Origin of the sequence: Roseateles sp. So40a, assembly GCF_048081605.1 — a bacterium.
GTDB lineage: Bacteria > Pseudomonadota > Gammaproteobacteria > Burkholderiales > Burkholderiaceae_C > Roseateles.
This window is the reverse complement of the sequence record NZ_CP182288.1, coordinates 235,300-258,931: the sequence shown is the minus strand read 5'-3', so window position 1 is coordinate 258,931 and position 23,632 is coordinate 235,300. Positions and strand designations below refer to the sequence as shown.

15 protein-coding genes are annotated in these 23,632 nt (G+C 66.2%); 2 read left to right on the top strand and 13 right to left on the bottom strand.

Annotated features, from left to right (window positions below; genetic code table 11):
* The first annotated feature begins 1 nt into the window (after position 1).
* Together ACNI65_RS01130 and ACNI65_RS01125 are read left to right on the top strand one after the other, a co-directional pair.
* Positions 2–604 (top strand): pilus assembly PilX family protein, encoded by a 603-nt coding sequence (locus tag ACNI65_RS01130; protein WP_416760716.1) that lies wholly within the window; start codon positions 2–4, stop codon positions 602–604.
* Positions 605–612: 8 nt separating this feature from the next.
* Positions 613–4,419, top strand: coding sequence for a pilus assembly protein (locus ACNI65_RS01125; RefSeq protein ID WP_416760715.1), 3,807 nt, complete (start codon positions 613–615; stop codon positions 4,417–4,419).
* Positions 4,420–4,599: 180 nt separating this feature from the next.
* Here ACNI65_RS01125 and ACNI65_RS01120 read toward each other — a convergent pair whose 3' ends face one another.
* From ACNI65_RS01120 to ACNI65_RS01060, 13 genes are all read right to left on the bottom strand, one after another.
* A complete protein-coding gene (locus tag ACNI65_RS01120) occupies positions 4,600–6,075 on the bottom strand; it encodes a glutamate synthase subunit beta (RefSeq protein WP_416760714.1) in 1,476 nt (491 codons plus the stop codon).
* A gap of 42 nt (positions 6,076–6,117) precedes the next feature.
* Positions 6,118–10,860 carry a glutamate synthase-related protein gene (locus tag ACNI65_RS01115; RefSeq protein ID WP_416763539.1) on the bottom strand — a complete coding sequence of 1,581 codons (4,743 nt, stop codon included), beginning with the start codon at positions 10,858–10,860 and terminating at the stop codon, positions 6,118–6,120.
* 200 nt (positions 10,861–11,060) lie between these two features.
* Entirely contained in the window at positions 11,061–11,771 is a 711-nt protein-coding gene (locus tag ACNI65_RS01110; protein ID WP_416760713.1) for a transposase, read from the bottom strand.
* A gap of 52 nt (positions 11,772–11,823) precedes the next feature.
* The gene (locus tag ACNI65_RS01105; protein WP_416760712.1) at positions 11,824–13,248 is read right to left on the bottom strand and encodes a hypothetical protein; all 1,425 of its coding nucleotides are present in this window, start codon (positions 13,246–13,248) and stop codon (positions 11,824–11,826) included.
* 115 nt (positions 13,249–13,363) lie between these two features.
* Entirely contained in the window at positions 13,364–14,497 is a 1,134-nt protein-coding gene (locus tag ACNI65_RS01100; RefSeq protein ID WP_416763538.1) for a deoxyguanosinetriphosphate triphosphohydrolase, read from the bottom strand.
* A gap of 21 nt (positions 14,498–14,518) precedes the next feature.
* Entirely contained in the window at positions 14,519–15,649 is a 1,131-nt protein-coding gene (aroB, locus tag ACNI65_RS01095) for a 3-dehydroquinate synthase (protein ID WP_416760711.1), read from the bottom strand.
* Complete coding sequence (locus ACNI65_RS01090) at positions 15,630–16,214, bottom strand: shikimate kinase (RefSeq protein ID WP_416763537.1); 585 nt, start codon at positions 16,212–16,214, stop codon at positions 15,630–15,632. The genes aroB and ACNI65_RS01090 overlap by 20 nt, the downstream gene beginning before the upstream one ends.
* Positions 16,215–16,257: 43 nt before the next feature.
* On the bottom strand, positions 16,258–18,291 hold the full coding sequence (locus ACNI65_RS01085; RefSeq protein WP_416760710.1) for an Ig-like domain-containing protein: 2,034 nt from the start codon (positions 18,289–18,291) through the stop codon (positions 16,258–16,260).
* A gap of 63 nt (positions 18,292–18,354) precedes the next feature.
* Complete coding sequence (pilQ, locus tag ACNI65_RS01080; RefSeq protein WP_416763536.1) at positions 18,355–20,553, bottom strand: type IV pilus secretin PilQ; 2,199 nt, start codon at positions 20,551–20,553, stop codon at positions 18,355–18,357.
* Positions 20,554–20,579: 26 nt separating this feature from the next.
* Positions 20,580–21,146: a pilus assembly protein PilP gene (locus ACNI65_RS01075; protein ID WP_416760709.1), complete on the bottom strand. Its 567-nt coding sequence runs from the start codon at positions 21,144–21,146 to the stop codon at positions 20,580–20,582.
* Positions 21,143–21,844, bottom strand: a complete 702-nt coding sequence (locus ACNI65_RS01070; RefSeq protein ID WP_416760708.1) for a type 4a pilus biogenesis protein PilO — start codon at positions 21,842–21,844, stop codon at positions 21,143–21,145. The genes ACNI65_RS01075 and ACNI65_RS01070 overlap by 4 nt, the downstream gene beginning before the upstream one ends.
* A gap of 7 nt (positions 21,845–21,851) precedes the next feature.
* On the bottom strand, positions 21,852–22,451 hold the full coding sequence (locus ACNI65_RS01065; protein ID WP_416760707.1) for a PilN domain-containing protein: 600 nt from the start codon (positions 22,449–22,451) through the stop codon (positions 21,852–21,854).
* Positions 22,448–23,527, bottom strand: a complete 1,080-nt coding sequence (locus ACNI65_RS01060; RefSeq protein ID WP_416760706.1) for a pilus assembly protein PilM — start codon at positions 23,525–23,527, stop codon at positions 22,448–22,450. Before ACNI65_RS01060 ends, ACNI65_RS01065 begins: the two co-directional genes overlap by 4 nt.
* Between the last annotated feature and the right edge of the window lie 105 nt (positions 23,528–23,632).

The following is a 23,632-nucleotide window of genomic DNA, read 5'->3' as shown; positions in this document are numbered from 1 at the left end:
CATGAGCCCCTCACCCATCCACCGCCAACGCGGCGTGATCATGGTGATCGCGTTGATCACGCTGGTGATCCTGATGATCGGCGCCATCGCGACGATCCGGTCGATGAATGCCTCGCTGACCAGCGTCGGCAACTTCGGTTTCAAGCGCGACATGACCAACCAGGCCGACCGCGCGATGCGCAGGGCGCTGGACGCGCTGAGCGGCACCAACGCCCTGGACACCAACAACACGGCGCTCAACTACAGCGCCACGATGCTCACCTCCACGGCCGAAGGCATCCCCACCGTGCTGCTCGACACGAGCAACCCGGCCGCCGTCGGCGGCTACGGCACCGCGGGCAACGTCATCGACCTGACCAGCGCGCAGAGCGGCGAGAGCACCACCAACATTCCGCAGCTCAAGATCTATTACGTCATCGACCGCATGTGCCTCTATACCGGCGCGGTCAGCAGCGACACCTGCCAGACGGCCTCGGCCCAGGTGCAGGGCGGCAAGGGCAACAGGGATCCGAAGGTCCCGCCCAAGCCGCTGTTCCGCGTGACGGTGCGTGTCGACGGCCCCCGCGACTCGCAGTCCTTCTACCAGGCGACGTTCAGCAATTGAGGTTTCCGATGAACAAGTCCCTCTTCCCGAACCGCCGGCTGTGCGCCGCGGTCGCGCTCGCGATGGGCGCGCTGGCACCGGCGCTGACGTCGCAGGCCCAGACCACGCTGGCCAACCAGCCGATCTTCTCGTCGGTCGCCGTGCCGGGCAACCTGGCGCTGGCGCTGTCGGTGGAATTCCCGACCGCGGTCAGCACGGCCCACCTGGGCAACACGTACTCGGCGGCCAACACCTACCTGGGCTACTTCGACCCGGGCAAGTGCTACGACTACGTCTACTCGAACACGGAAGCGGACCGCTACTTCCAGCCCGCCGGCGCGACGACCACGCGCACCTGCAACGGGAAATGGAGCGGCAATTTCATGAACTGGGCGACGATGCAGACCGTCGACCCGTTCCGATGGGCGCTGACCGGCGGCCAGCGCGTCATCGACACCACCACCTCGACCATCATCGAGAAGGCCTGGGCCAGCGGCCAGGGTGGCACCAGCAACTTCCCCAATCGGTCGCTGGGCGACAACAACACCATCAGCCGCGCAACCCCGCTGGGCTGGTCCAACATGAACATGCGCGTCCAGGGCCTGGGCAACAAGATGCGCTTCACGAACTCCGGCAACTACAACTCCGGGACACCAAGCGCCTTCCGCAACAACCAGGACCCGTGGGACGACTCCAAGGTCTGGGAAGTCAGCGTGCGGGTGAAGGTCTGCGACCCGAGCACCGCCGCGGGGGGCCTGGAGTCCAACTGCACCGCCTACGGCGACAACTACAAGCCCGAAGGGCTGATGCAGAAGTACTCGCAGAAGATCCGCTTCAGCGCGTTCGGCTACCTCAACGACGGCGCGCTGAGCCGGGACGGCGGCGTGCTGCGCGCGCGCCAGAAGTTCATCGGCCCGACCCAGCCGGTTCCGGGCTCCGACCCCACCGCCAACCCCCTGGCGGAGTGGAGCGGCACCACGGGCATCATGAACGTCAGCCCGAATCCGCAGGACGTGCTCGACATGAACACCGAGTACGGGTTCCTCGTCGACAACAGCGGGGTCATGAACTACCTGAACAAGTTCGGCGCGTCCGGTTCGTACAAGACCTATGACCCGGTGGGCGAGCTGTACTACGCGGCGCTGCGCTACTACCGCAACCTCGGCAACGTGCCGGAGTGGACCAACCCCAACACCGCCGACGTGCCCACGCGCAAGACGCTGGCTGACGGCTTCCCGGTGATCACGAACTGGGGTGACCCCATCCTGTATTCCTGCCAGAAGAACTTCATCCTGGGCATCGGCGACGTCAACACCCACGCGGACCGCAACGTCCCGGGCGGCGGTGGCAACTCCGAGCCGACGATGCCGGCCCTGGTCGCCAACGACACCGCCTTCGATGCCGTCGCCTGGACCAACAAGGTCGGTGCGTTGAGCGGCGCCGGCGCCAACATCGGCAACACGCAGGGCTACGGCGGCTGCTGCTCCAACAACGGCGCGCTGATGGCAGGCATGGCCTACTGGGCCAACAGCCAGGACATCCGCCCGACGATGGACGGCAAGCAGACGGTCAAGACCTACTGGCTGGACGTGCAGGAAGGCCAGGTCTACAAGAACAACAACCAGTTCTTCCTGGCTACCCGCTACGGCGGTGCCAACCTGCCGGCCAACTGGGATGCGTCGGGCACGACGGACCTCACGCAGAGCTGGTGGCACACCGGCCCCAATACCGACACCACGATCGCCGGCGGCGGTCAGTTGCGTCCGGACACCTACTACACCGCCTCCAAGGCCGACCTGATGGTCAGCGGCCTGGCGAGCGCCTTCGCCAGCATCGCCTCGAGCATCCAGGCCTACACCTCGTCGGCCAACACCGCGTCCAACATCGTGGGCGTGGGCACCGAGGCCTACGGCTCATCGTATGACTCCGCGGCATGGACCGGCCAGATCGAGGCCAACACGATCAACCTGCTGTCGGTCCCGGTCGGCTACACGCTGGCCTGGCGCTTCACCGACAAGCTCAACGCGCAACTGGGCACATCTGGCACCGGCTGGGACACCGCCCGCAACATCGTGACCTACAAGCCCACCGGCGCCAACACCGGCACCGGCGTCGCGTTCCGCCTGAACAACCTGACCACCACGCAGAAGAACGCGCTGAACACGACCTACGTGTCCGGCGACGACTCGCAGAACTTCCTCAACTACGTGCGAGGCGATCGCAGCAACGAGGAAAACTCGTTGACCAGCGGCAGCACGAAGGCCTACCGCGTGCGCGGCGGTCTGGTGGCCGACATCATCAACAGCCAGGTCGTCGTGGTGGGCCCGCCCATCGCGGGCATCCTGAGCGAGGCGTCCAACCCCGGCTACGCCGCCTACGTCACCGCCAAGAGCACCCGTCCCAACATCCTGGTGGCCGGCGCCAACAGCGGCCTGGTGCACGTGATCAACGGCTCCACGACCGACGCGACCAACGGCGGACGCGAGCTCTTCGCCTTCATCCCCAACGCCGTCATCACCGGCGCGGGCTCCACGCCCAGCGTCGACGGCATCGCTGCCACCGGCAACCCCGACTTCACGCACCGCTACATGGTCGACGCGCGGCCCAACACCGCCGACATCGACTTCAACCGCACCGCCGGCGCCTCCGGCGCGCCGGACTGGCGCACCATCGTGGTTGGCGGCCTGGGCAAGGGTGGCAAGAGCATCTACGCACTGGACCTGACCAACGCCGACGCGCTGACGACCGCCGGCACGACGGCGTCCGAGAACAGCGCCGCCTCCCGCGTCATGTGGGAGTACACCGAGACCGACCAGGGCTACACCTTCGGCACACCGGTCATCACCAAGACGGCCCAGTACGGCTGGGTGGTGGTCATCGGCTCGGGCTACAACAACGGCACCGGCACCGGCTTCTTCAGCATCCTCAACGCCCGCACCGGCGCGCTCCTGCAGAAGATCGCGCTGCCCAATGCGAGCAGCGAAGGCTCACCGTCCAGCCCGACCGGCCTGACCTACCTGCAGACCTACTACACCGACACCAGCGACTACACCGTCGAATCGATCTATGCCGGCGACCTCAAGGGCAACCTGTGGCGCCTGGACCTGACCGCGACGACCGGCGCCTATCCCGCGCCGACCAAGCTGGCCAAACTGACCAACGCCGCGGGCGTGGGACTGCCGATCACCTCGACGCCGACCCCGGTCATCAACTCCAGCGGCAACCGCCGCTGGATCGTGGTGGGCACCGGTCAGCTGTTGAGCACCGATGACCTGGTCAGCACCCGCGCCAACCGCATCTACGCGATGCTGGACGGCTTCCAGGCCCGTCCCGCCATCTCGACGGACCTGCCCGCCGGCATCTCGATGCCCTATTCGGAAAACGCGTCGCGCCATGACTTCCAGGAAGTGACGACCACGAGCTCCACCCCGCTGGCCAGCAACAAGATCGGCTACTTCATCGACCTGCCCACGGTCGGCGGGGGCATCGGCTACGAGGTCGTCAACGAGGGCGATGCCATCGACAGCAGCGTGATCATCTCGGCCACCAAGCCGTCCTCGACCAACGCCTGCAGCCCGGGCGGCACGAGCCTGGTGTTCCTGATGGATCTGAACAGCGGCGCGATGTCGATCGACCGTCCGCTGTTCGCGGTCGACAACGTCCGCTTCATCGGCCCCAGCACGGGCACGGGCCTGACCTACCTCGTGTCCGGCAAGCCCTCGACCTCGACGCCGGGCGGCGGCACCAAGGACGGTGACTACACCGGCAACATGGGCGGTTCGGGCACGACGAACAAGAAGCTGATCAACTGGCGCGAGATCCCGCTGCGCAACTGACGCGGCCTCGGCCCCACGCAAAACCCGCCCTCGCGAGACGGCGGGTTTTTTCATGGCCGCGGGAGCCATCAACGACCAACGACCAACGACAAGCGACGAACGACAAACAACAAGGCCCGCCGATTCGCACCGGCGGGCCTTGTCTTCTTGCAGTGCCTGGCGCGCGGCCAGGCCTGGCGATCAGCGCGGCAGCGCGCTGTCGCCCATCAGGAACTCGTCGATCGAGCGAGCGGCCTGACGGCCTTCGCGGATGGCCCACACGACCAGCGACTGACCGCGGCGCATGTCGCCGGCGGCGAAGACCTTGGCCGCGCTGGTCTGATAACCGCCATTGAACTCGGTCGTCGCCTTGGCGTTGCCGCGCGCGTCCTTGATCACGCCGAACGCCTCGACGATGGACGCGACGGGCGCCGTGAAGCCCATCGCCAGCAGCACGAGGTCAGCCTTGAGGACCTGCTCGCTGCCCGGGACCTCGACCATCTTGCCGTTGGCCCACTCGACGCGCACCGTCTTCACGCCGGTGACCTTGCCCTTCTCGCCGATGAACTCCTTGGTCGCGATCGCGAATTCGCGCTCGCAGCCTTCCTCGTGGCTGGACGAGGTGCGCAGCTTGATCGGCCAGTAGGGCCAGGTCATCGGGCGGTCCTCGACCTCCGGCGGCTGCGGCATCAGCTCGAACTGCACGACGCTCTTGGCGCCGTGGCGGTTGCTGGTGCCGACGCAGTCGCTGCCGGTGTCACCGCCGCCGATCACGATCACATGCTTGCCGTCGGCGCGCAGCTGGCTCTTGAGCTTGTCGCCGGCATTGATCTTGTTCTGCTGGGGCAGGAACTCCATCGCGAAGTGCACGCCCGCCAGGTCACGACCCGGCACCGGCAGGTCCCGCGACTGCTCCGCGCCGCCGGCCAGCAGCACGGCGTCGAACTTCGTGGTCAGCTCCTCGGCGGTGACGACGTCCTTGGCCCAGTTGGTGACCTTGGAGCCTTCCGGCAGATGCGCCACCATCACGCCGGTGCGGAAGATCACGCCTTCGGCTTCCATCTGCTGGACGCGCCGATCGATGTGGCTCTTCTCCATCTTGAAGTCGGGGATGCCATATCTGAGCAGGCCGCCGACGCGATCGTTCTTCTCGAACACCGTGACCGCATGGCCCGCGCGTGCGAGCTGCTGCGCCGCCGCCAGGCCGGCCGGACCGGAGCCGACGATCGCGACGGTCTTGCCGGTCTTCACGTGCGCCGGACGCGGCGTCACCCAGCCTTCTTCCCAGGCGCGGTCGATGATGGCGTGCTCGATGGACTTGATGCCCACCGCGTCGTCATTGACGTTGAGCGTGCAGGCCGCCTCGCAGGGAGCGGGGCAGATGCGGCCGGTGAACTCGGGGAAGTTGTTGGTCGAGTGCAGCACCGCGATGGCGCTCTTCCAGTCCGTGTCGCCGCCTCGGTACACAAGGTCGTTGAAGTCCGGAATGATGTTGTTGACCGGGCAGCCGCTGTTGCAGAACGGCGTGCCGCAGTCCATGCATCTGGCGCCCTGCTGCTTCGCCTGCTCGACGTTCAGGCCGATGACGAATTCCTTGTAGTTCTTGAGACGCGACTCGACGGGTTGATAGCCCTCTTCCAGTCGTTCGTACTCCATGAAGCCGGTGACTTTTCCCATGGCGGCTTGCTCCTGAATTCCTGATTCTTCGATGCGGACGGATCAGACCTTGGCCTTGGCGGCGGGCGCCTTGGCCTGGGCGATCGTGGCGGCGGTTTCCTTGGCGGCACCCATCTCGCTCAGCGCGCGGCGGTACTCGTTGGGGAAGACCTTGACGAACTTGGCGCGCGACTCGGCCCAGTGGTCCAGGATGTCCCGCGCGCGTTGGCTGCCGGTCCAGCGATGGTGGTCCTCGATCAGCTTGCGCAGCAGCGCCTCGTCGGTGCGCGCCTCGCCGTCGCCGAGCTTGTGCCAGATGGCCTTGTCCATCGTGGCTTCCTGCTCGTGCGCGGGCAGCAGCCTGTCCAGCGACACCATGCTGGTGTTGCAGCGCTTGGCGAACTGGCCGTCCTCGTCGAAGACGTACGCGATGCCGCCGCTCATGCCGGCCGCGAAGTTGCGACCCGTCTTGCCCAGCACGACGGCGGTCCCGCCGGTCATGTACTCGCAGCCGTGGTCGCCGGTGCCCTCGACGACCGCCGTCGCGCCGGAGAGGCGCACCGCGAATCGCTCGCCAGCGACACCACGGAAGAAGGCCTCGCCCTTGGTCGCGCCGTACAGCACGGTGTTGCCGACGATGATGTTCCGCGTCGCGTCGCCGCGGAAATCGATCGACGGACGCACCACCACGCGGCCGCCCGACAGGCCCTTGCCGGTGTAGTCGTTGGCATCGCCGATCAAATAGAAGGTGATGCCCGGGGCCAGGAAGGCACCGAAGCTCTGACCGCCCGTGCCCTCCATCTGGATGAAGATGGTCTGGTCCTCCAGCCCTTCCGGATGGCGACGGATCAGCTCGCCCGACAGCATCGCGCCCACCGTGCGGCGCACGTTGGTCACTTCCTGCATGAAGCGGACCTTCTCGCCCTTGTCGAAGGCGGGCAGGCACTTCTCGATCAGCTTGACGTCCAGCGCGCGGTCCAGGCCGTGGTCCTGATGGTCGTTGTGCAGGCGCGCCACGTCGGCGGCCAGCTCGGGGCGATGGAAGACGCGGGTGAAGTCCAGTCCCTTGGCCTTCCAGTGGCTGATGCCCTTGCGGGTGTCGAGCAGGTCGGCGCGGCCGATCAGCTCGTCGAACTTGCGGATGCCCAGCTGCGCCATGATCTGGCGCGCTTCCTCGGCGACGAAGAAGAAGTAGTTGACGACGTGCTCGGGCTTGCCGCTGAACTTCTTGCGCAGCACCGGATCCTGCGTCGCGACGCCGACCGGGCAGGTGTTCAGATGGCACTTGCGCATCATGATGCAGCCCTCGACAACCAGCGGCGCGGTCGCGAAGCCGAACTCGTCGGCGCCCAGCAGCGCGCCGATGACGACGTCGCGGCCGGTCTTCATCTGACCGTCAGCCTGCACCCGCACGCGACCGCGCAGGCGGTTCAGCACCAGCGTCTGCTGCGTCTCGGCCAGGCCCAGCTCCCACGGCGTGCCGCAGTGCTTGATCGAGCTCCACGGCGAGGCGCCCGTGCCGCCGTCATGGCCGGCGATGACGATGTGGTCGGCCTTGGCCTTCGCGACACCGGTGGCGATCGTGCCCACGCCCACTTCCGACACCAGCTTGACCGAGATGTCGGCACGCTGGTTGACGTTCTTCAGGTCATGGATCAGCTGCGCCAGATCCTCGATCGAGTAGATGTCGTGGTGCGGCGGCGGCGAGATCAGGCCCACGCCCGGCACGGAGTGACGCAGGAAGCCGATGTAGTCGGTGACCTTGCCGCCCGGCAGCTGACCGCCCTCGCCCGGCTTGGCGCCCTGCGCCATCTTGATCTGGATCTGGTCGGCGCTGACCAGGTACTCGGTCGTCACGCCGAAGCGGCCCGACGCAACCTGCTTGATGCGCGAGCGCATCGAGTCGCCGTCCTTCAGCTCGTAGTCGACCTCGACGACCTTGCGGCCGACGACATCCGCCATCGTCGTGCCGGCGGTGATCTTGATGCCCTTGAGCTCGTTGCGATAACGCGCGGGATCCTCACCGCCCTCGCCGGTGTTGCTCTTGCCGCCGATGCGATTCATCGCGACGGCCAGCGTGGCATGGGCCTCGGTGGAGATCGAGCCCAGCGACATCGCGCCCGTGGCGAAGCGCTTGACGATGTCCGCGGCCGGCTCGACTTCCTCGACCGGGATGGCCTTGCTGGGATCGAACTTGAACTCGAACAGACCGCGCAGCGTCATGTGACGGCGGCTCTGGTCGTTGATCAGCTGGGCGTATTCCTTGTACGTGTCGAACTTGCCCGAGCGCGTGCTGTGCTGCAGCTTGGCGATCGCGTCCGGGGTCCACATGTGTTCCTCGCCGCGGGTGCGCCACGCGTATTCGCCACCGGCGTCCAGCATGTGCTCCAGCACCGGGTCGTCACCGAAGGCGGCGCGATGCAGGCGCAGCGCTTCCTCGGCGACCTCGAACACGCCGATGCCGCCGACCTGCGTGGCGGTGCCGCGGAAGTACTTGGCGACGAAGTCGGACTTCAGGCCGATGGCCTCGAAGATCTGCGCGCCGCAGTAGGACATGTAGGTCGAGATGCCCATCTTGGACATGATCTTCGACAGGCCCTTGCCCACGGCCTTGATGTAGTTGTAGACCGCCTTGTCGGCCGACAGCGCATCGGGCAGCTCGGCGTTCATCGCCTGCAGCGTCTCGAGCGCGAGGTACGGGTGGACCGCCTCCGCGCCGTAACCGGCCAGCACGGCGAAGTGATGGACCTCGCGCGCGGTGCCGGTCTCGACGACCAGGCCGCAGGTCGTGCGCAGGCCCTCGCGCACCAGGTGGTGGTGGACCGCCGACAGCGCCAGCAGCGCCGGGATGGCCACGCGTTGCGCGCTCAGGTGGCGGTCCGAGATGATCAGGATGTTGTGACCGCTCTTGATCGCGTCCACGGTCTCCGCGCACAGCGAGGCGAGTTGCGCCTCGACGCCCTCGCGGCCCCAGTCCAGCGGGTAGGTGATGTCGAGCTCGTACGGCTTGAACTTGCCGTTGGTGTGATGCTCGATCGCGCGCAGGCGCGCCATCGACTCGAAGTCCAGCACGGGCTGGTTGACCTCGAGACGCATCGGCGGGTTGATCGCGTTGATGTCCAGCAGGTTGGGCTTGGGCCCGATGAAGCTGTTGAGCGACATCACGATGGCCTCGCGGATCGGGTCGATCGGCGGGTTGGTGACCTGCGCGAACAGCTGCTTGAAGTAGTTGTAGAGCGGCTTGTTCTTGTCGGACAGCACGGCCAGCGGGCTGTCGTTGCCCATCGAGCCGATGCCTTCCTCGCCATTGGCGGCCATCGGCGCGAGCAGGAACTTGATGTCCTCCTGCGTGAAGCCGAAGGCCTGCTGGCGGTCCAGCAGCGAGGCCGGGAACACGGGCGCGACCAGCTCCGGCGCGGGGATCTCGTCGAGCTTGACCCGCACGTTCTCGATCCACTGGCGGTACGGCCGGGCGTTGGCGTACTGGGTCTTGAGTTCCTCGTCGTCGATGATGCGGCCCTGCTCGAGGTCGATCAGGAACATCTTGCCGGGCTGCAGGCGCCACTTCTGGACCACGCGCGACTCGGGGATCGGCAGCACGCCGGACTCCGAGGCCAGCACGACGAGGTCGTCATCGGTGACCCAGTAGCGGGCGGGACGCAGGCCGTTGCGGTCCAGCGCCGCGCAGACCTGGCGGCCGTCGGTGAAGACCATCGCGGCGGGGCCGTCCCACGGCTCCATCATCGCGGCGTGATACTCGTAGAACGCACGGCGGCGTTCGTCCATCCACTCGTGCTGTTCCCAGGCCTCGGGGATCATCATCATCGCAGCGTGCGCGAGCGGATAACCCGACATCGTCAGCAGCTCGATGGCGTTGTCGAAGGTGGCCGTGTCGGACTGGTGCTCGAAGCTGATCGGATACAGCTTCTTCAGGTCGTCGCCCAGCACCGGGGACTTCATGACGCCCTCGCGGGCGCGCATCCAGTTGAAGTTGCCCTTGACGGTGTTGATCTCGCCGTTGTGCGCGACCATCCGGTACGGGTGGGCCAGCGGCCACTCGGGGAAGGTGTTGGTCGAGAAGCGCTGGTGCACCAGCGCGATGGCGCTGACCACGCTCGGATCGCCGAGGTCCTTGTAGTACTTGCCGACCTGGTCGGCCAGCAGCAGGCCCTTGTAGATGACGGTCCGGCAGCTCATCGAGGGCACGTAGTACTCGCGGCTGTGCGTCAGCTTGAGCGCCTGGATGGCGCTGGAGGCGGTCTTGCGGATCACGTACAGCTTCCGCTCGAGCGCGTCGGGGACGATGATGTCCGGGCCGCGGCCGATGAAGATCTGCCGGATGATCGGCTCCTTCTCGCGCACCGTCGGCGACATCGGCATGTCGCGGTCCACCGGCACGTCGCGCCAGCCCAGCAGCACCTGGCCCTCGGCCTTGATGGCCCGGGCGAGTTCCTGCTCGCAGGCCAGGCGGGACGCGTGTTCCTTGGGCAGGAAGATCATGCCCACGCCGTATTCGCCGGGCGGGGGCAGCGTGACGCCCTGCCGCGCCATCTCGGCGCGATAAAACTCGTCGGGGATCTGGATCAGGATGCCGGCGCCGTCGCCCATCAGCTTGTCCGCGCCGACCGCGCCGCGGTGGTCCAGGTTCTCCAGGATCTTCAGACCCTGCTGGACGATGTGATGCGCCTTCTGGCCCTTGATGTGGGCGACGAAGCCCAGGCCGCAGGCGTCCTTCTCATTGGCGCCGTTGTACAGGCCGTGGGCGGCGAGCTCGCGGATCTCGGTCGTGGACGGGCCAGCCGGCATCGTGGCCTCGGCCACGGCGGGGGACGACGATTGCGCTTGGCGCGGATCTTGAGCTGCCGACATCGGTGGCCTCCTGGACTCTCGAAAACGAAACCCGCGCAGGTTAAGCCCCGTGCCGCGACGGCACAAGCACAACTAAATGGGGTCAGTATCGAATTAATGCAGGTGTGGCCGGGCGATCTCAATTAAATGGGGACAGATCAGGAGACGTCCGGCTTTGGCGGTTTGGGCTTGCGAGGACGGCCTCGTGGGCGGGGCACCAGGGGGCGCTCGCTGAGCTCGCCCAACAGCTGCAGGAAACGTGCCGATCCCAAGGGCCAGCCCTTGAGCGCCGAATCGATCAGCCGCTGCCGCTCTGACTCGGACTCGCCCTCCTCCAGCCAGCGGCGCCAGGCGAGTTCCCGTTCGAAAGGCGTGTTGCCCAGCGCCCAGAATCCGGGCGGATCGCTGACCAGCGGGTCACGCCGGCGGCCAAGGTGGTGCGCGGCGGACGACCAGGGAAAGTCGCCGGGTTCGGCGCTCAGGCCCGCGCGCTGCGGGTTGAGCTCGATGCTGCGCATGACGGTCAGGAGGTGCGACTCGGCTTCCAGCGGCGCTGCCCGGAAGCGGCCCTCCCACAAGGTGCCCACGCGGCCATGGCGGAGGTTGAAGGCGCTGACATAGCGGCGGCCCAGTGCCTGCATCATGCGGCTCAGGCCATCGTCCGCGGCGGGCGTGGCGAGCAGGTGCAGGTGGTTGGGCATCACCACGTAGGCGTGGATCGCGACCTTGTGGGTGGCCGCGCTGTCCTGCAGCGCGGCGAGAAGCGTCTTGCGGTCCTCGTCGTCGACGACGATGGGCTGCAGGTTGTGGCCGCGGTGGATCAGGTGGTGCAGATGACCACCCAAGGCGAGTCGAGGAAGTCGTGCCATGAGCGCTCGGCCATGAGGGCAGCTTCCCCGACAAGGGATCGGCTACCTCATATTATTTATTAATAGCCACCAAGTTTACACGAAGCTTGTTTGGCGCCGAGCCCTCCGACATGAACACCAGATACTTGCCATCCGCTGTGGTTCGGATGGTTTGACTGGGCTGCACGGCCCCGGCGGTTGCTCGTTTGCCAGTGGGCAGCACAATATCCTTCTGCGAGGACACGGCGCCATTCTCGTCGACGATCGCCATCGTGGCTTTCAAGAGATTGGACGGGTTCCCTGCGTCGAAAACGTTCCATACGGCGAAGATCTTGCCCGGCGAATAATGAGCCATCTGCGCACCCCACCCCGCGGTCGACGTTGGCGTGTAACTGCTCAGCCAAGCATCCTTGGCAAGGACTGCGGAATTCTTCGAGGCCCCGACATTGGAGAAGGTGGACAGTCGAATATCCCGCGTCAGGTCATTGGCACCGAATTGATGTTGTGTCGTGAAGAGAACCGCGACCTTGCCGTCGGAAAGTTCGAGGACGTCACCGGTGGCCGAGTTCGTGATGTTGTAATTGCCCGTGGCCGAAGGTGGAAACTGAAAGGCGCTGGACCAGGTACGGGCAAACGGGTCGTCATTGAACTTCCAGGCTTCAATCAGCAGGCCGCGTGCGGGGAGCGAGTCCGCATGCGCAGACGCCAGATAACGGCCATCCTTCAGAGGAAGGAGGCGGTGGTCGAAGTTGTGGGAGATGTACCAGGGCCGCGAGAAGGTCTGGCGGCCCGTCGCGGCCTCATGGAAACTCAACCAGGCCGCCTGATGGCCGCCATCGCCACGGCGGGCGAGGTAGATGCCGAAGTTGTCGATCTGCTTGTTGTAGACGATCAGACCCTGGCCGGATCGCGCCGCCGCGTAGGCGTCCGGCGTGTCCTTCCAGAGATCGAGCGCATAGTTGAGCTTGCCCGTGCGATCGAACGCGTAATAGACGGGATGCTTGCGGTCGATGTCGCTGGCATTGACATCGGAAACCCCCATGATGTAACGGCCATTCCCTAGATATTCGTAACCCAGGAATGAGGTGTTACCCAGATTGACCTGCTGCGGAATGGGAATGTCGGACACGATGGATTTGCTGGCGAGGGAGATTCGGCTCAGATGCCGATGCCCATCGGCGCTGGGAGACAACTCACCCTCCCAGTAGGTATCCAGCATGTTGTCCTCGCTGACCGAGAACCGAATACTCGGCTTGACCGCGTAGATGGCGTAGGCATCCGAGGCCAAGGGGCGGAGATTCTCCGGGAGATCTATTTCGAAGGAGGAATACGCGAGATCCTCTCGCACGCTGTCATCGACACCCGCCGGTTTGTCGGGTTGATTGGCGCCGTCGGCGCCGTTGGAGTTGCTGTCGGCATCACTCCCGCCACAAGCGGACAGTGACAGGGCGGCGGCAACGAACAGGGCTGACACCCCGCTTTTCAGAATCAAACTCATGGAACGACCTATATATGGCAGCAAAAGCTGACCATTGTGTCGATCGAGTTTTGATGGGCAATAACAAGGTCAAGTAGGTTTGACCCGTTGCACCCCTATATTGCGGGGATGCTTGCTATATCGCAAAGAGTCGCTGGCCGGTCAGACGCTCATGCTCGCGGAGCGCGTAGCGATCGGTCATGCCGGCGATGTAGTCCGCGCAGGCGCGGGCATGGTCCTCGTCGCCGGGGAAGTCGGCCGGCAACTGACCCGGCTCGGTCATGTAGAGCTGGAACAACTCGCGCAGGACCACCTCGGCGCGGTCGCGCTGCTGCTGCACGACCGGGTGGCGGTACAGGTTGGCGAACAGGAAACGCTTGAGCGCGGTGCTCGCCTGGCGCATGTCGGGGCTGAAACGCACCAGCGGCCCCTTCCCGCGCGCCTCGTCAGCGTCGGCGGGCGCGGCGTCGGCGAGCGCGGCACGGGTCGCATCGATGATGTCGTAGACCTGCTGCGACAGCATGCGGCGGATGGTCTCCGCCAGCAGCCGCTTGCCGGTCAGGCGCGGGTAGGCCGCGAGCGTCTCGCGCAGGAAACGGTCGACCAGCGGCACCTGCTCGAGTTGCTCCAGCGTCACCAGTCCGGAGCGCACGCCGTCATCGACGTCATGGGCGTTGTAGGCGACCTCATCGGCCAGGTTGCACAGCTGCGCCTCCAGGCTGGGCTGGCCGCCCGCCAGGAAACGCGTGGCGACGCCGCCCGGCTCGCGATCCTCGATCCGTTGCGCGTCGCGCCGGCTGCAGTGCTTGAGGATGCCCTCACGGCTTTCGAAGCTCAGGTTCAGGCCGTCGAAGGCGGGATATCGCTGCTCGAGCTTGTCCACCACGCGCAGCGACTGCAGGTTGTGCTCGAAGCCGCCATGCGCCTTCATGCAATCGTCCAGCACGTCCTGCCCCGCGTGACCGAAGGGCGTGTGGCCCAGGTCGTGGGCGAGCGCGATGGTCTCGATCAGGTCCTCGTCCAGGCCGAGGCTGCGGCCGATGGAGCGCCCCAGCTGCGCGACCTCCAGCGAGTGCGTGAGCCGGGTACGGAAGAGATCACCCTCATGGTTGAGGAAGACCTGCGTCTTGTAGACCAGGCGCCGGAAGGCGGTGCTGTGGACGATGCGGTCGCGATCGCGCTGGAACTCGCTGCGCGTGGGCGCCGGCGCCTCGGGATGACGGCGACCGCGGCTGCGCGCGGGATCGGAGGCATAGGGCGCGCGCAGCATGGTCATCGTCGGGGGAGGCCTTCAGCGTTGTCCGGCGGGATCGGGCTGGGCGGCGGTGTGCGCCGCGATCACCTCGGCCACCAGCGCATCGGGAGCGCCCCGCATGCCGGCCTTGCCGAGGCCCTCGATGACGACGAACCGGATCTCGCCGCCCTCGTTCTTCTTGTCGACCCGCATCAGCTCGAGCCAGCGCTCCAGCGGCATCGGCGGCGCCTGGATGGGCAGTCGGGCGCGTTCGATCAGACGGGTCATCCGGTCCACGAAGCTGGCGGGCATCAGGCCCAGCCGCGCGGACAGTTCCGACGCGAGCACCATGCCGCAGCCGACGCCCTCGCCATGCAGCCACGCGCCGTAACCCAGGCCGGTCTCGATCGCATGGCCGAAGGTGTGGCCGTAGTTGAGGATCGCGCGCAGGCCGGACTCGCGCTCATCCTGGCTCACGACCCAGGCCTTGATCTCGCAGCTGCGCTTGACCGCGTAAGCCAGCGCTGACTTGTCGCGGGCGAGCAGTGCGTCCAGGTTGGCCTCGATCCAGTCGAGGAAGTCGGCGTCGGCGATCGGGCCGTACTTGATGATCTCGGCCAGGCCGGCGGAGAGCTCGCGTTCGGGCAGCGTGTCCAGCGTGTCGAGGTCGGCGATGACGCGCACCGGCTGGTAGAACGCGCCGACCATGTTCTTGCCGCGCGGGTGGTTGATGGCGGTCTTGCCGCCGACCGACGAATCGACCTGCGCCAGCAGCGTGGTGGGCACCTGCACGAAGGGCACGCCGCGCATGTAGATCGCCGCGGCGAAGCCGGTCAGGTCGCCGATGACGCCGCCGCCGAGCGCGAACAGGACCGTCTTGCGGTCGGCGGCGCCGGCGAGCAGGTGGTCGATGACGACGTCCAGCGATTCCCAGGACTTGTGCTGCTCGCCGTCGGGCAGCACCACGGCCTCGACGCGCGCGTAATGTGGCGCGAGCTGGCGCTTCAGGCGGTCGAGGTAGATGGGGGCGACGACGTCATTGGTGACGATCAACGCGGCCGCGGCGCGCGGCAGGCCGGACCAGGTCGACGCGGCGTCAAACAGGCCGGGGCCGATGAGGATGTCGTAGCGGCGGTCGCCGAGGTCGATGGCGACGGTGGACGTGGAGTCAGGAGCCGGAGCGGTCATTCCCGGAAGTGTACGGGGCCTCGCTCGCCCCCACGGTGGCCGCGACCCGGGCGGGGTCGATGAGACCGGCCAGTTCGAGCTGCATCAGGATCATGTTGGCGAGGCCGTGGACCGAGGGGCGGCTGGACTCGAGCACGAAGTGCGCGCAGCGTCGATACAGGGGATCGCGCTGGCCGTAGAGCTCGCGCAGCTTGGCCAGCGGGTTGCTGACCTGCAGCAGGGGGCGTTGGGTGTCGTGGCGCAGTCGGCGGAAGAGTTCTTCAGGCGACGAGCGAAGGTACACGACTGTCGAATCCGCCTTGAGGCGGTCGCGGTTGATCTCGCGGAGGACGGCGCCACCGCCGGTGGCCAGGACCATCTCATGGCCGGTGCGCGCGCCGTCGAGCAGTCGCGCGATGACGCGGGATTCGAGGTCCCGAAACGACGCTTCGCCCTGACGGGCGAAGTAGTCCTTGATCGACTCGCCGCCGAGATCCTTTTCGATCTCGGCGTCGGAGTCGACGAAGGGAACGTTCAGCTGTCTGGCCAGCAACTTCCCGACGGTGGATTTGCCACCGCCAGGCATGCCGACCAGGGACAGGGTCCCGCTCACGACGTGATTCGCACGATCAGTTCGGGCTCGTGCAGAAGCCACCCACCGTGTCGGTCGACAACTGGACCCGGCCGTACGGGCTGAACTGGAACGCAGGCGACGTCGACACCGTCGAGAAGTCCGTTGCGAACGCGGTCAGGTTGCCGAAGTACGTCGCGGGCGGACTGACAACGCCGGTGGCGGACACGCTGATGCGGTAGTCGAGCCACGTGGAGAAACTCTTCGCGTACTCGATCTGCAGAACCACCTGACCGGAAGCATCCGTCTTCGAAGAGCTCGACGTGATCTTGATGGCCACATCAGACTTGCGCGGCTCCAGCGTGCCGTTGCCGTTGCGGTCCTCGCCGGTGTCCAGCAAGCCATCGCGGTCCAGGTCCTCGTTCAGGCAGGCGACGCGACCAGCGGCGGTCGTGTTGGTCGTGTTCACGTAGTGGAAGGAGGTCCAGGCGGACGTGCCGGCGCTATAGAAGCCCTTGTAGTAGTTGACCAGGTCGATCGACGGGACGATGTCCACGCCCGACACCGGAGCGCCCGAGGCATCCACCACCAGCACCACGAAACGCTTGATGTAGGTCAACAGGTCGGGACCTTCGCTCAGCGTGGCGTCCGTGCCGATCGAGATGGCCAGCGGATTCGACACCAGCGTCAACGCCACGGTCTTGGAGTTCGGGCATGCGGTGGAGGCGAAGTCCGCGTAATCCCAGCATGCACGCAGCACCAGACCGTTGGTACCGGTGGAGCGGGTGCCAGGGTAGTAACTGGTCGTGGCGTAGCCCGACTCGTCGCTGTACACCAGCGAGGTGCCCGAGCCGATCGTGCCACCGGTGGTCGTGTCGCCATTCATGTCGAAGCGCACGCGGATGTTCTTGATCGGCGAGTTGTCGGCCGCCTGGAACAGGGCGCGCAGTTCAGCGCGATTGGCGGTCGAGCCGGAAGTGTTGACGGTCACGACAGACGGGTTGGCCGTGAAGGTTGCCGACGAGACCGTCGTGGTCACTGCGGGAATCGTGGAGGACCCCGTCGGGATCGTCACCGTCGTCACCGTCGTCACACCGCCACCGACAGCCGTGATCGCATAGGCACCGGGCGTCGTGGGGGCCGTGTAGGTGTAGGTGTAGGCACCGCTGTTGTCGGTCGTGCCGGTCACGGCAGCCAGTCCCGGGGCGCTGACGGTGATCGTCTGGCCGGGGATCGCGTTGTCGTTGGTGTCCGAAAGACGGTACTGCACGGCATTGCCGGTTGATCCCGCAGCCGGGATCGACGGCACCGCGGAGGCAGTCAGCTTCGCACCGCTCACCTGGAAGCTGGCCGTCTTGGTCAGCGTGCCGCTCGATGCGGTGATGGTGACGATGCGGTTGGCCTTGTCGGAGCCGATCTGCGCGTTGGCGATCGCCTTGCCGGCAGAGTTCGTCGTGCCGTTGACGACCGCGACGGTCGCATTGTTGTTGATCGAGAACGCAACCGGCACGCCCGCGAGCACGTTGCGATTGGCATCGACAGCGGTCACCGTGGCAACAACAGTGTCGGTGCCGGAGTTGGACGCCGTGTACTTGTCCAGCGCCAGCGTGATCTCCGCCGCTTCGGTCGTGGGCTGCGTCGTCTGAACCACGTTGAACGTCGCGCTCTTCGTGATCGAGCCATTGGCGACGTTGACGGTCACCGTGCGGATCGAGCGGTCCGAACCCAGCGAGATGGTCGCCGTGCCCTTGCCACTGCTGTCGGTCGTCAGCGTCGAGGCGGACGAGAACACCGAGTTGTTCGGGTCGGTGATGCCAACCGTCAGCTTGGCGGCCTCGATGCCGCCACGATTGGCGTCCAGCGCCGTCGCGGTCAGCGTCAGCGTCTCGGAGCCGTCATTGGCCATCGTGGTCTTGCTCAGCACGACGGAGATGTCCGCCACGGCCGGGCCGCTGCCCGAGCCGCCGCTACCGCCATTGACTGGCGTGCCGGATGTGCCGCCACCACCGCCGCAAGCGGCCAGGCCACCGGCCACGAAGGCCGTCAGCGTCGCTGCCTGAAGCAGCCGCGCCCATTTCTGAAGGAACGTCATGTACTCAACTCCTGCTCCGCCCTATGTCCCGAGCGGTTACTCCCTATGGATGCCGCGGCGCGTTCAGCGCGTGGCGCTCACTCGGTCGCTCACCACCTTCGGGGTGATGAAGATCAACAGCTCCGTCTTGGCCGAGCTCCGCGACTTGTTCTTGAACAGGTTGCCCAGCAGCGGAATGTCGCCCAGGTACGGCACCTTGTTCTCCGTCTCCAGGTCTTCCTGCGTGTAGATGCCGCCGATCACCACCGTGCCGCCGTTGTCCACCAGCACCAGCGTCTGCACGTGCTTGTTGTTGATCGCGTAACCCTGCGGCGTCAGCGTGCCGCGGCTGTCCTTGTTGACGTCCACGGTCAGGATCACGTTGCCTTCCGGCGTGATCTGCGGCGTCACTTCCAGCTTCAGCACAGCCTTCTTGAACTGGATCGACGTCGCGCCGCTCGAGCTCGCCTGCTGATACGGGATTTCCTCGCCCTGCTCGATCAGCGCCTTCGTCTGATCCGCCGTCACGACGCGCGGGCTCGACACCACCTTGCCTCGACCATCGGCCTCCAGCGCGGAGATCTCCAGGTTCAGGAAGCGGTTGGCCGTGGCGCTGAACAGCGACAGCGCGAAGTTGGCCGCCGTCGCGCCGCCGAAGGCGTCGCCCGACACGTTGGCCGGCAGGCTCACGAACTGCGAGTCGCTGTAGTTCAGCGTGCCCGTCTGATTCGTCTGGCCACCCACCGCGGCGTAGTTGCCGCCGACCGTCACGTAGTTGCTGCCACCGACGTTGTAGCCCGGGATGCCGCCCTGACGGCCGCGCAGGTCCGTCGCACCGAGCTTCACGCCCAGCGCGCGGCCGAACTTGTCGTCAGCCTCGACGATGCGGGCCTCGATCAGCACCTGACGCACCGGCACGTCGATCTTGGCGATCAGCGCCTGGATCTCTTCCAGCTTGGACGGGATGTCGCTCACGAACAGCTGGTTCGTGCGCGTCTCCCAGATCACGCTGCCGCGCGGCGTCAGGATGCGCGAGTTGTTCTGACCCGGCGCGCCGCCCTGCGAGTTGTTCTGACCCGTCAGGCCCTTGGCCACTTCCTCCGCCTTCGTGTAGTTCATCTGGAACGACTGCGTGCGCAGCGGCTCCAGCTGGGCCACGGCAGCCTTGGCTTCCAGGTCGGCCTTTTCCTTGTTGGCCAGCTCTTCCTTGGGCGCGATCCACAGCACGTTGCCGGACTTGCGCAGCCCCAGGCCCTTGGCCTGCAGGATGATGTCCAGCGCCTGATCCCAAGGCACGTCCTTCAGGCGCAGCGTCACGTTGCCGGTGACGGTGTCGCTGGTGACGACGTTGAAGTTGGTGAAGTCGGCGATGACCTGCAGCAGCGCGCGGACATCGATGTTCTGGAAGTTCAGGCTGAGCTTGTCGCCGGCGAAGCCCGGACCTTGCGTCAGCTTGTTCGGGTCGACCTTCTGCGGACGCACTTCCAGCACGAACTGGTTGTCGCTCTGGTAGGCGCTGTGCTCCCACGCGCCCTTGGGCGTGACGACCATGCGCACGCGATCACCCTGCTGGGTCGCGGTCACCGACTGCACCGGCGTGCCGAAGTCGGTCACGTCCAGGCGGCGGCGCAGGCGCTCCGGCAGCGTGCTGCGCAGGAACTCCACCACCAGGTTCTGACCCTGCTGCTGGATGTCCACGCCCACCTGGCTGCTCGGCAGGTTCACGACGACGCGGCCCGCGCCATCGCTGCCGCGGCGGAAGTCGATGTCCTGCAGACCTTGCGGAGCGGCGTTCTGGCTCGGCGCGAAGTGCAGCGGCTCGGAGGCCGCCGGCGACGCGGCAGCCGCCGCCGTCGCGGACGAGGCCGCCGAGTCCAGGAAGATCAGCAGCGCGTTGCCCTGCAGCTGCGCGCGATAGGTGCTCGCCTGGCGCAGGTTCAGCACCACGCGCGTCCGGTCACCGGCTTGCGCGACATTGGCCGAGCGCATGTTGCCCGAGTTGACCTCGATCGCGTTGCGGCCCATGCCGTTGGACACGCCCGGCAGGTCCAGCGCGATGCGCGGCGGCGCCTGCACGGCGAAGCCGCGCGGCACTTCGGTCAGCGGCTGAGCCAGCTCGATGCGGACGATGTCCGCGCCGGCCTGCTGCGTCGCATTGATCGAACGGATCATGTTCTGCGCCCAGGCCTGCACAGGCATGAGCACGGCCGCACCGATCGCGCAGGCCAGCACCTTCCAGTGCCGGGCGCGGTGCGTGCGTTGTTCCCTCTGACGGACGCTCATCGCGGCGTTCTCCACAACAGTGTTCTTCATCGTCCCTGCTCCTGAAGCTGGAGAGTACTGGTGCGCTCGATCCATTCGCCCGCAGCATCCTGGACGACTTCTCGCAACGTGATCTCGGTTTCGCTGATCTTGGTGATGCGGCCGAAGTTCTGACCCAGGTAGTCCCCCACCCGAGCCTGGTACAACAGGTTGTCCACCCTCAGCAGCGCGTAGGGACGGTTGTCCCGGGACACGCTGCCCACCATCGTCATGGTGTCCAACGGGAAAGCTTCCAGCGGCTCGCGCTTGCGCTTCATCTCCGCGGCCAGCAACGAACTGGGTTGCGACGCCTCGCGCCGCAACGCCACCGTCAGCTTCTGGACGCTGAACGGATCGACCAGCGCCTGCGTGTCATACGGCTGCGGCTCGAAGGACTTGGGCGGCGTGAGCGGCTTGACCGTCGGGCGCGTCTGCTGACGCTGCTCTTCCATCCATTGCTGGAGCTCGTCGGTGCCACCGGTGCAGCCGGTCAGCGTGACGCCCACCAGCGCCAGCCCCAGCCATCCCAGGGCCTTGCGCGGCGCCACCGCGCGGGAGCGAAGGAGTTGCCTCATTTCTTCTTCTCCGCGGCCGCGGCGGCCTTCTTCTGTTCCTCGACCTCGGCCGGATCCAGGTAGCGGTAGGTGCGAGCCACCGCTTCCATCACCAGCGGCTGCGTGCCGTCGACGCGGGTCCCGGTCGCGGTGTTCACCACCGGCGCGGCGATCGACAGGTCGTGCAGCGTCACGATGCGCGAGAGGTTGGACACGTCCGCCGTGAAGGCGCCGATCTCGTGATATCGACCGGTCACCCGGATCGAGATCGGCTGCTCGGCGTAGTAGTCACGCATGACGATCTGCCCCGGACGGAACAGCTCGAACTGCAGACCGCGACCCAGGCCCGCCTGGTTGATGTCCGACAGCAGCGCGTCCATCTCGGCCTTGCCGGGGAGCTGCTTCTCGAGCTGCAGCACGTATTCCTCGACCTGGCTCTTCTGCTTGCGCAGCTCGGGCAGGTTGACGGCCTGCGTCAGCTTGTTGTTGAAGTCTTCCTTCAGCCGCGGTTCCTTCTCGTGCTCGGCGTCGAGCACCGATTGCTCGTCCGAGAGCACGGCGAACCAGCCCAGTCCGACCGTGATCAGCGCCACGATGATGAAGGTCGCGTAGCGGGGCGCCGGCGGCCATTGGCCGGGCTCCTGCATGTTCAGGTTCTGGAACTGGCCAGAGAAGTCAGCGAACCAGGCGTTGAGGTCCAGGTTTTTCAGCGATGCCATGGGGTCCTCACGACTTCTTCGCCGGAGCGCTGGCGCCATCGGCACCGGCTTCCGGGGTCGGGCTCTTGATGCCGACACGCAGGGCGAAATCGAACAGCCGGCGCGGATCGCGCGGGTTGACGGCGGCCGCCTTGATTTCCACGAGGTCCGGGACCTCGATCCATTCGGCGCGGCTGAGATTGCGCAGCAGCTCCGACACCCGCTCGTTGGACGCCGCCACGCCCGTGATCATCACGGACTTGCCGGACTGCTTCACGCCCGCCAGGTACACGCCTTCAGGCGTGAACTTGGTCAGCTCGTTGAGCAGGTGCACCGGCGTGTTGCGGTCGCTCTGCAGGTTCTCGACCGCGCGCTGACGGGCGCGCAGCGCGTCGATCTCGGCGCGCAGCGTGGCGATGTCCTTGATCTGGGCGTCGAGCTTGGTGATCTCCGCCTTCAGGTAATCGTTGCGCTCCGCTTGCGCGGCGGTCAGCTGCTGCAGCAGCAGGTAGATGAAGCCGGCGATCAGCACGCCGACGGCGAAGGACATTCCCAGCCCGACGAAGAACGCGGCCTTGCGGCGCTTGCGTTTCTCCTCGCGGTGCGGGAGCAGGTTGATCAGAATCACTGAAAGAACCTCCGCATGGCGAGGCCGCACGCCGTCAGATACGCAGGGGCTTCACGGCGCAGCTTGGATTCGCGCACCGCCGAGCCGAGCACCATGTTCTCGAACGGATTCACCACCATGCAGGCGAAGCCGGTGAGCTCCGTCACACGTTCCTTGAGGCCCGGCAGGGTGGCCGTGCCGCCCGCCAGCATCACGTAATGGACCTTGTGGTGCGGGGTGCTGGTGAAGAAATACTGCAGCGCCCGGCCGATCTCCTGGGAGAGCGAGTCCACGAACGGATTCAGCACCTGGGTCTCGTAGTCGTCGGGCAGTTCGCCGCTGAGCTTCTTGAGCTCGGCTTCCTCGAACGAGAACCCGTACTGTCGCGAGATCAGCTGTGTCAGCTGCGAGCCGCCGAAGGCCTGATCGCGGTCGTAGAGCATCTCGTCGTCGCGCAGCACCTTCAGCGAGGTGGTGTCGGCGCCGATCTCGAACAGCGCGACCAGCGCATCCTTGCCCTCATTGGGCAGGGTCTCGACCAGACGGCCGACGGCCATCCGCGAGGCATGCGATTCGATGTCGAGCACGACGGGCTTCAGACCCGCGGCTTCGGCCAGCGCCTGGCGATCCTGCACGCGATCCTTGCGGGATGCGGCGATCAGCACCTCGACGTCGCCGACCGAGGTCGGGCTCGGGCCGATGACGCAGAAGTCCAGCGACACCTCGTCCAGCGAGAACGGGATGTACTGGTTGGCTTCCGCCTCGACCTGCAGCTCGAGTTCTTCCTCGCGCAGGCCCGCCGGCAACATGATCTTCTTGGTGATCACCGAGCTCTGCGGCATGGCCAGCGAGGCCTGCCGGGTCCGGCTGCCGCTGCGGGTCACGACCCGGCGCACGGCATCGGCGACCTCATCGAATTTCTCGATCTGGCCGTCGGTGATCCAACCCTTTTCAAATGGCTCGGTCGCGAAACGTTCAAGAACGTATTCGCCAGACGAGTTTTGACTCAATTCCACAAGCTTGACGCTGGACGATGAAATGTCCAGGCCAATCATGGGTGGATGCGCACGTCCGCGCAGTAGGTCCAACAGCCCCATGATGCGTTCCCCCAACGCGCCGCTCATGCGCCGGTTTGTTAATAAGTTACTTGAATGCTATCAGCAAAGCCTTTGTCAGCCCAAGGCAAAGAGGTCACTGCAAGT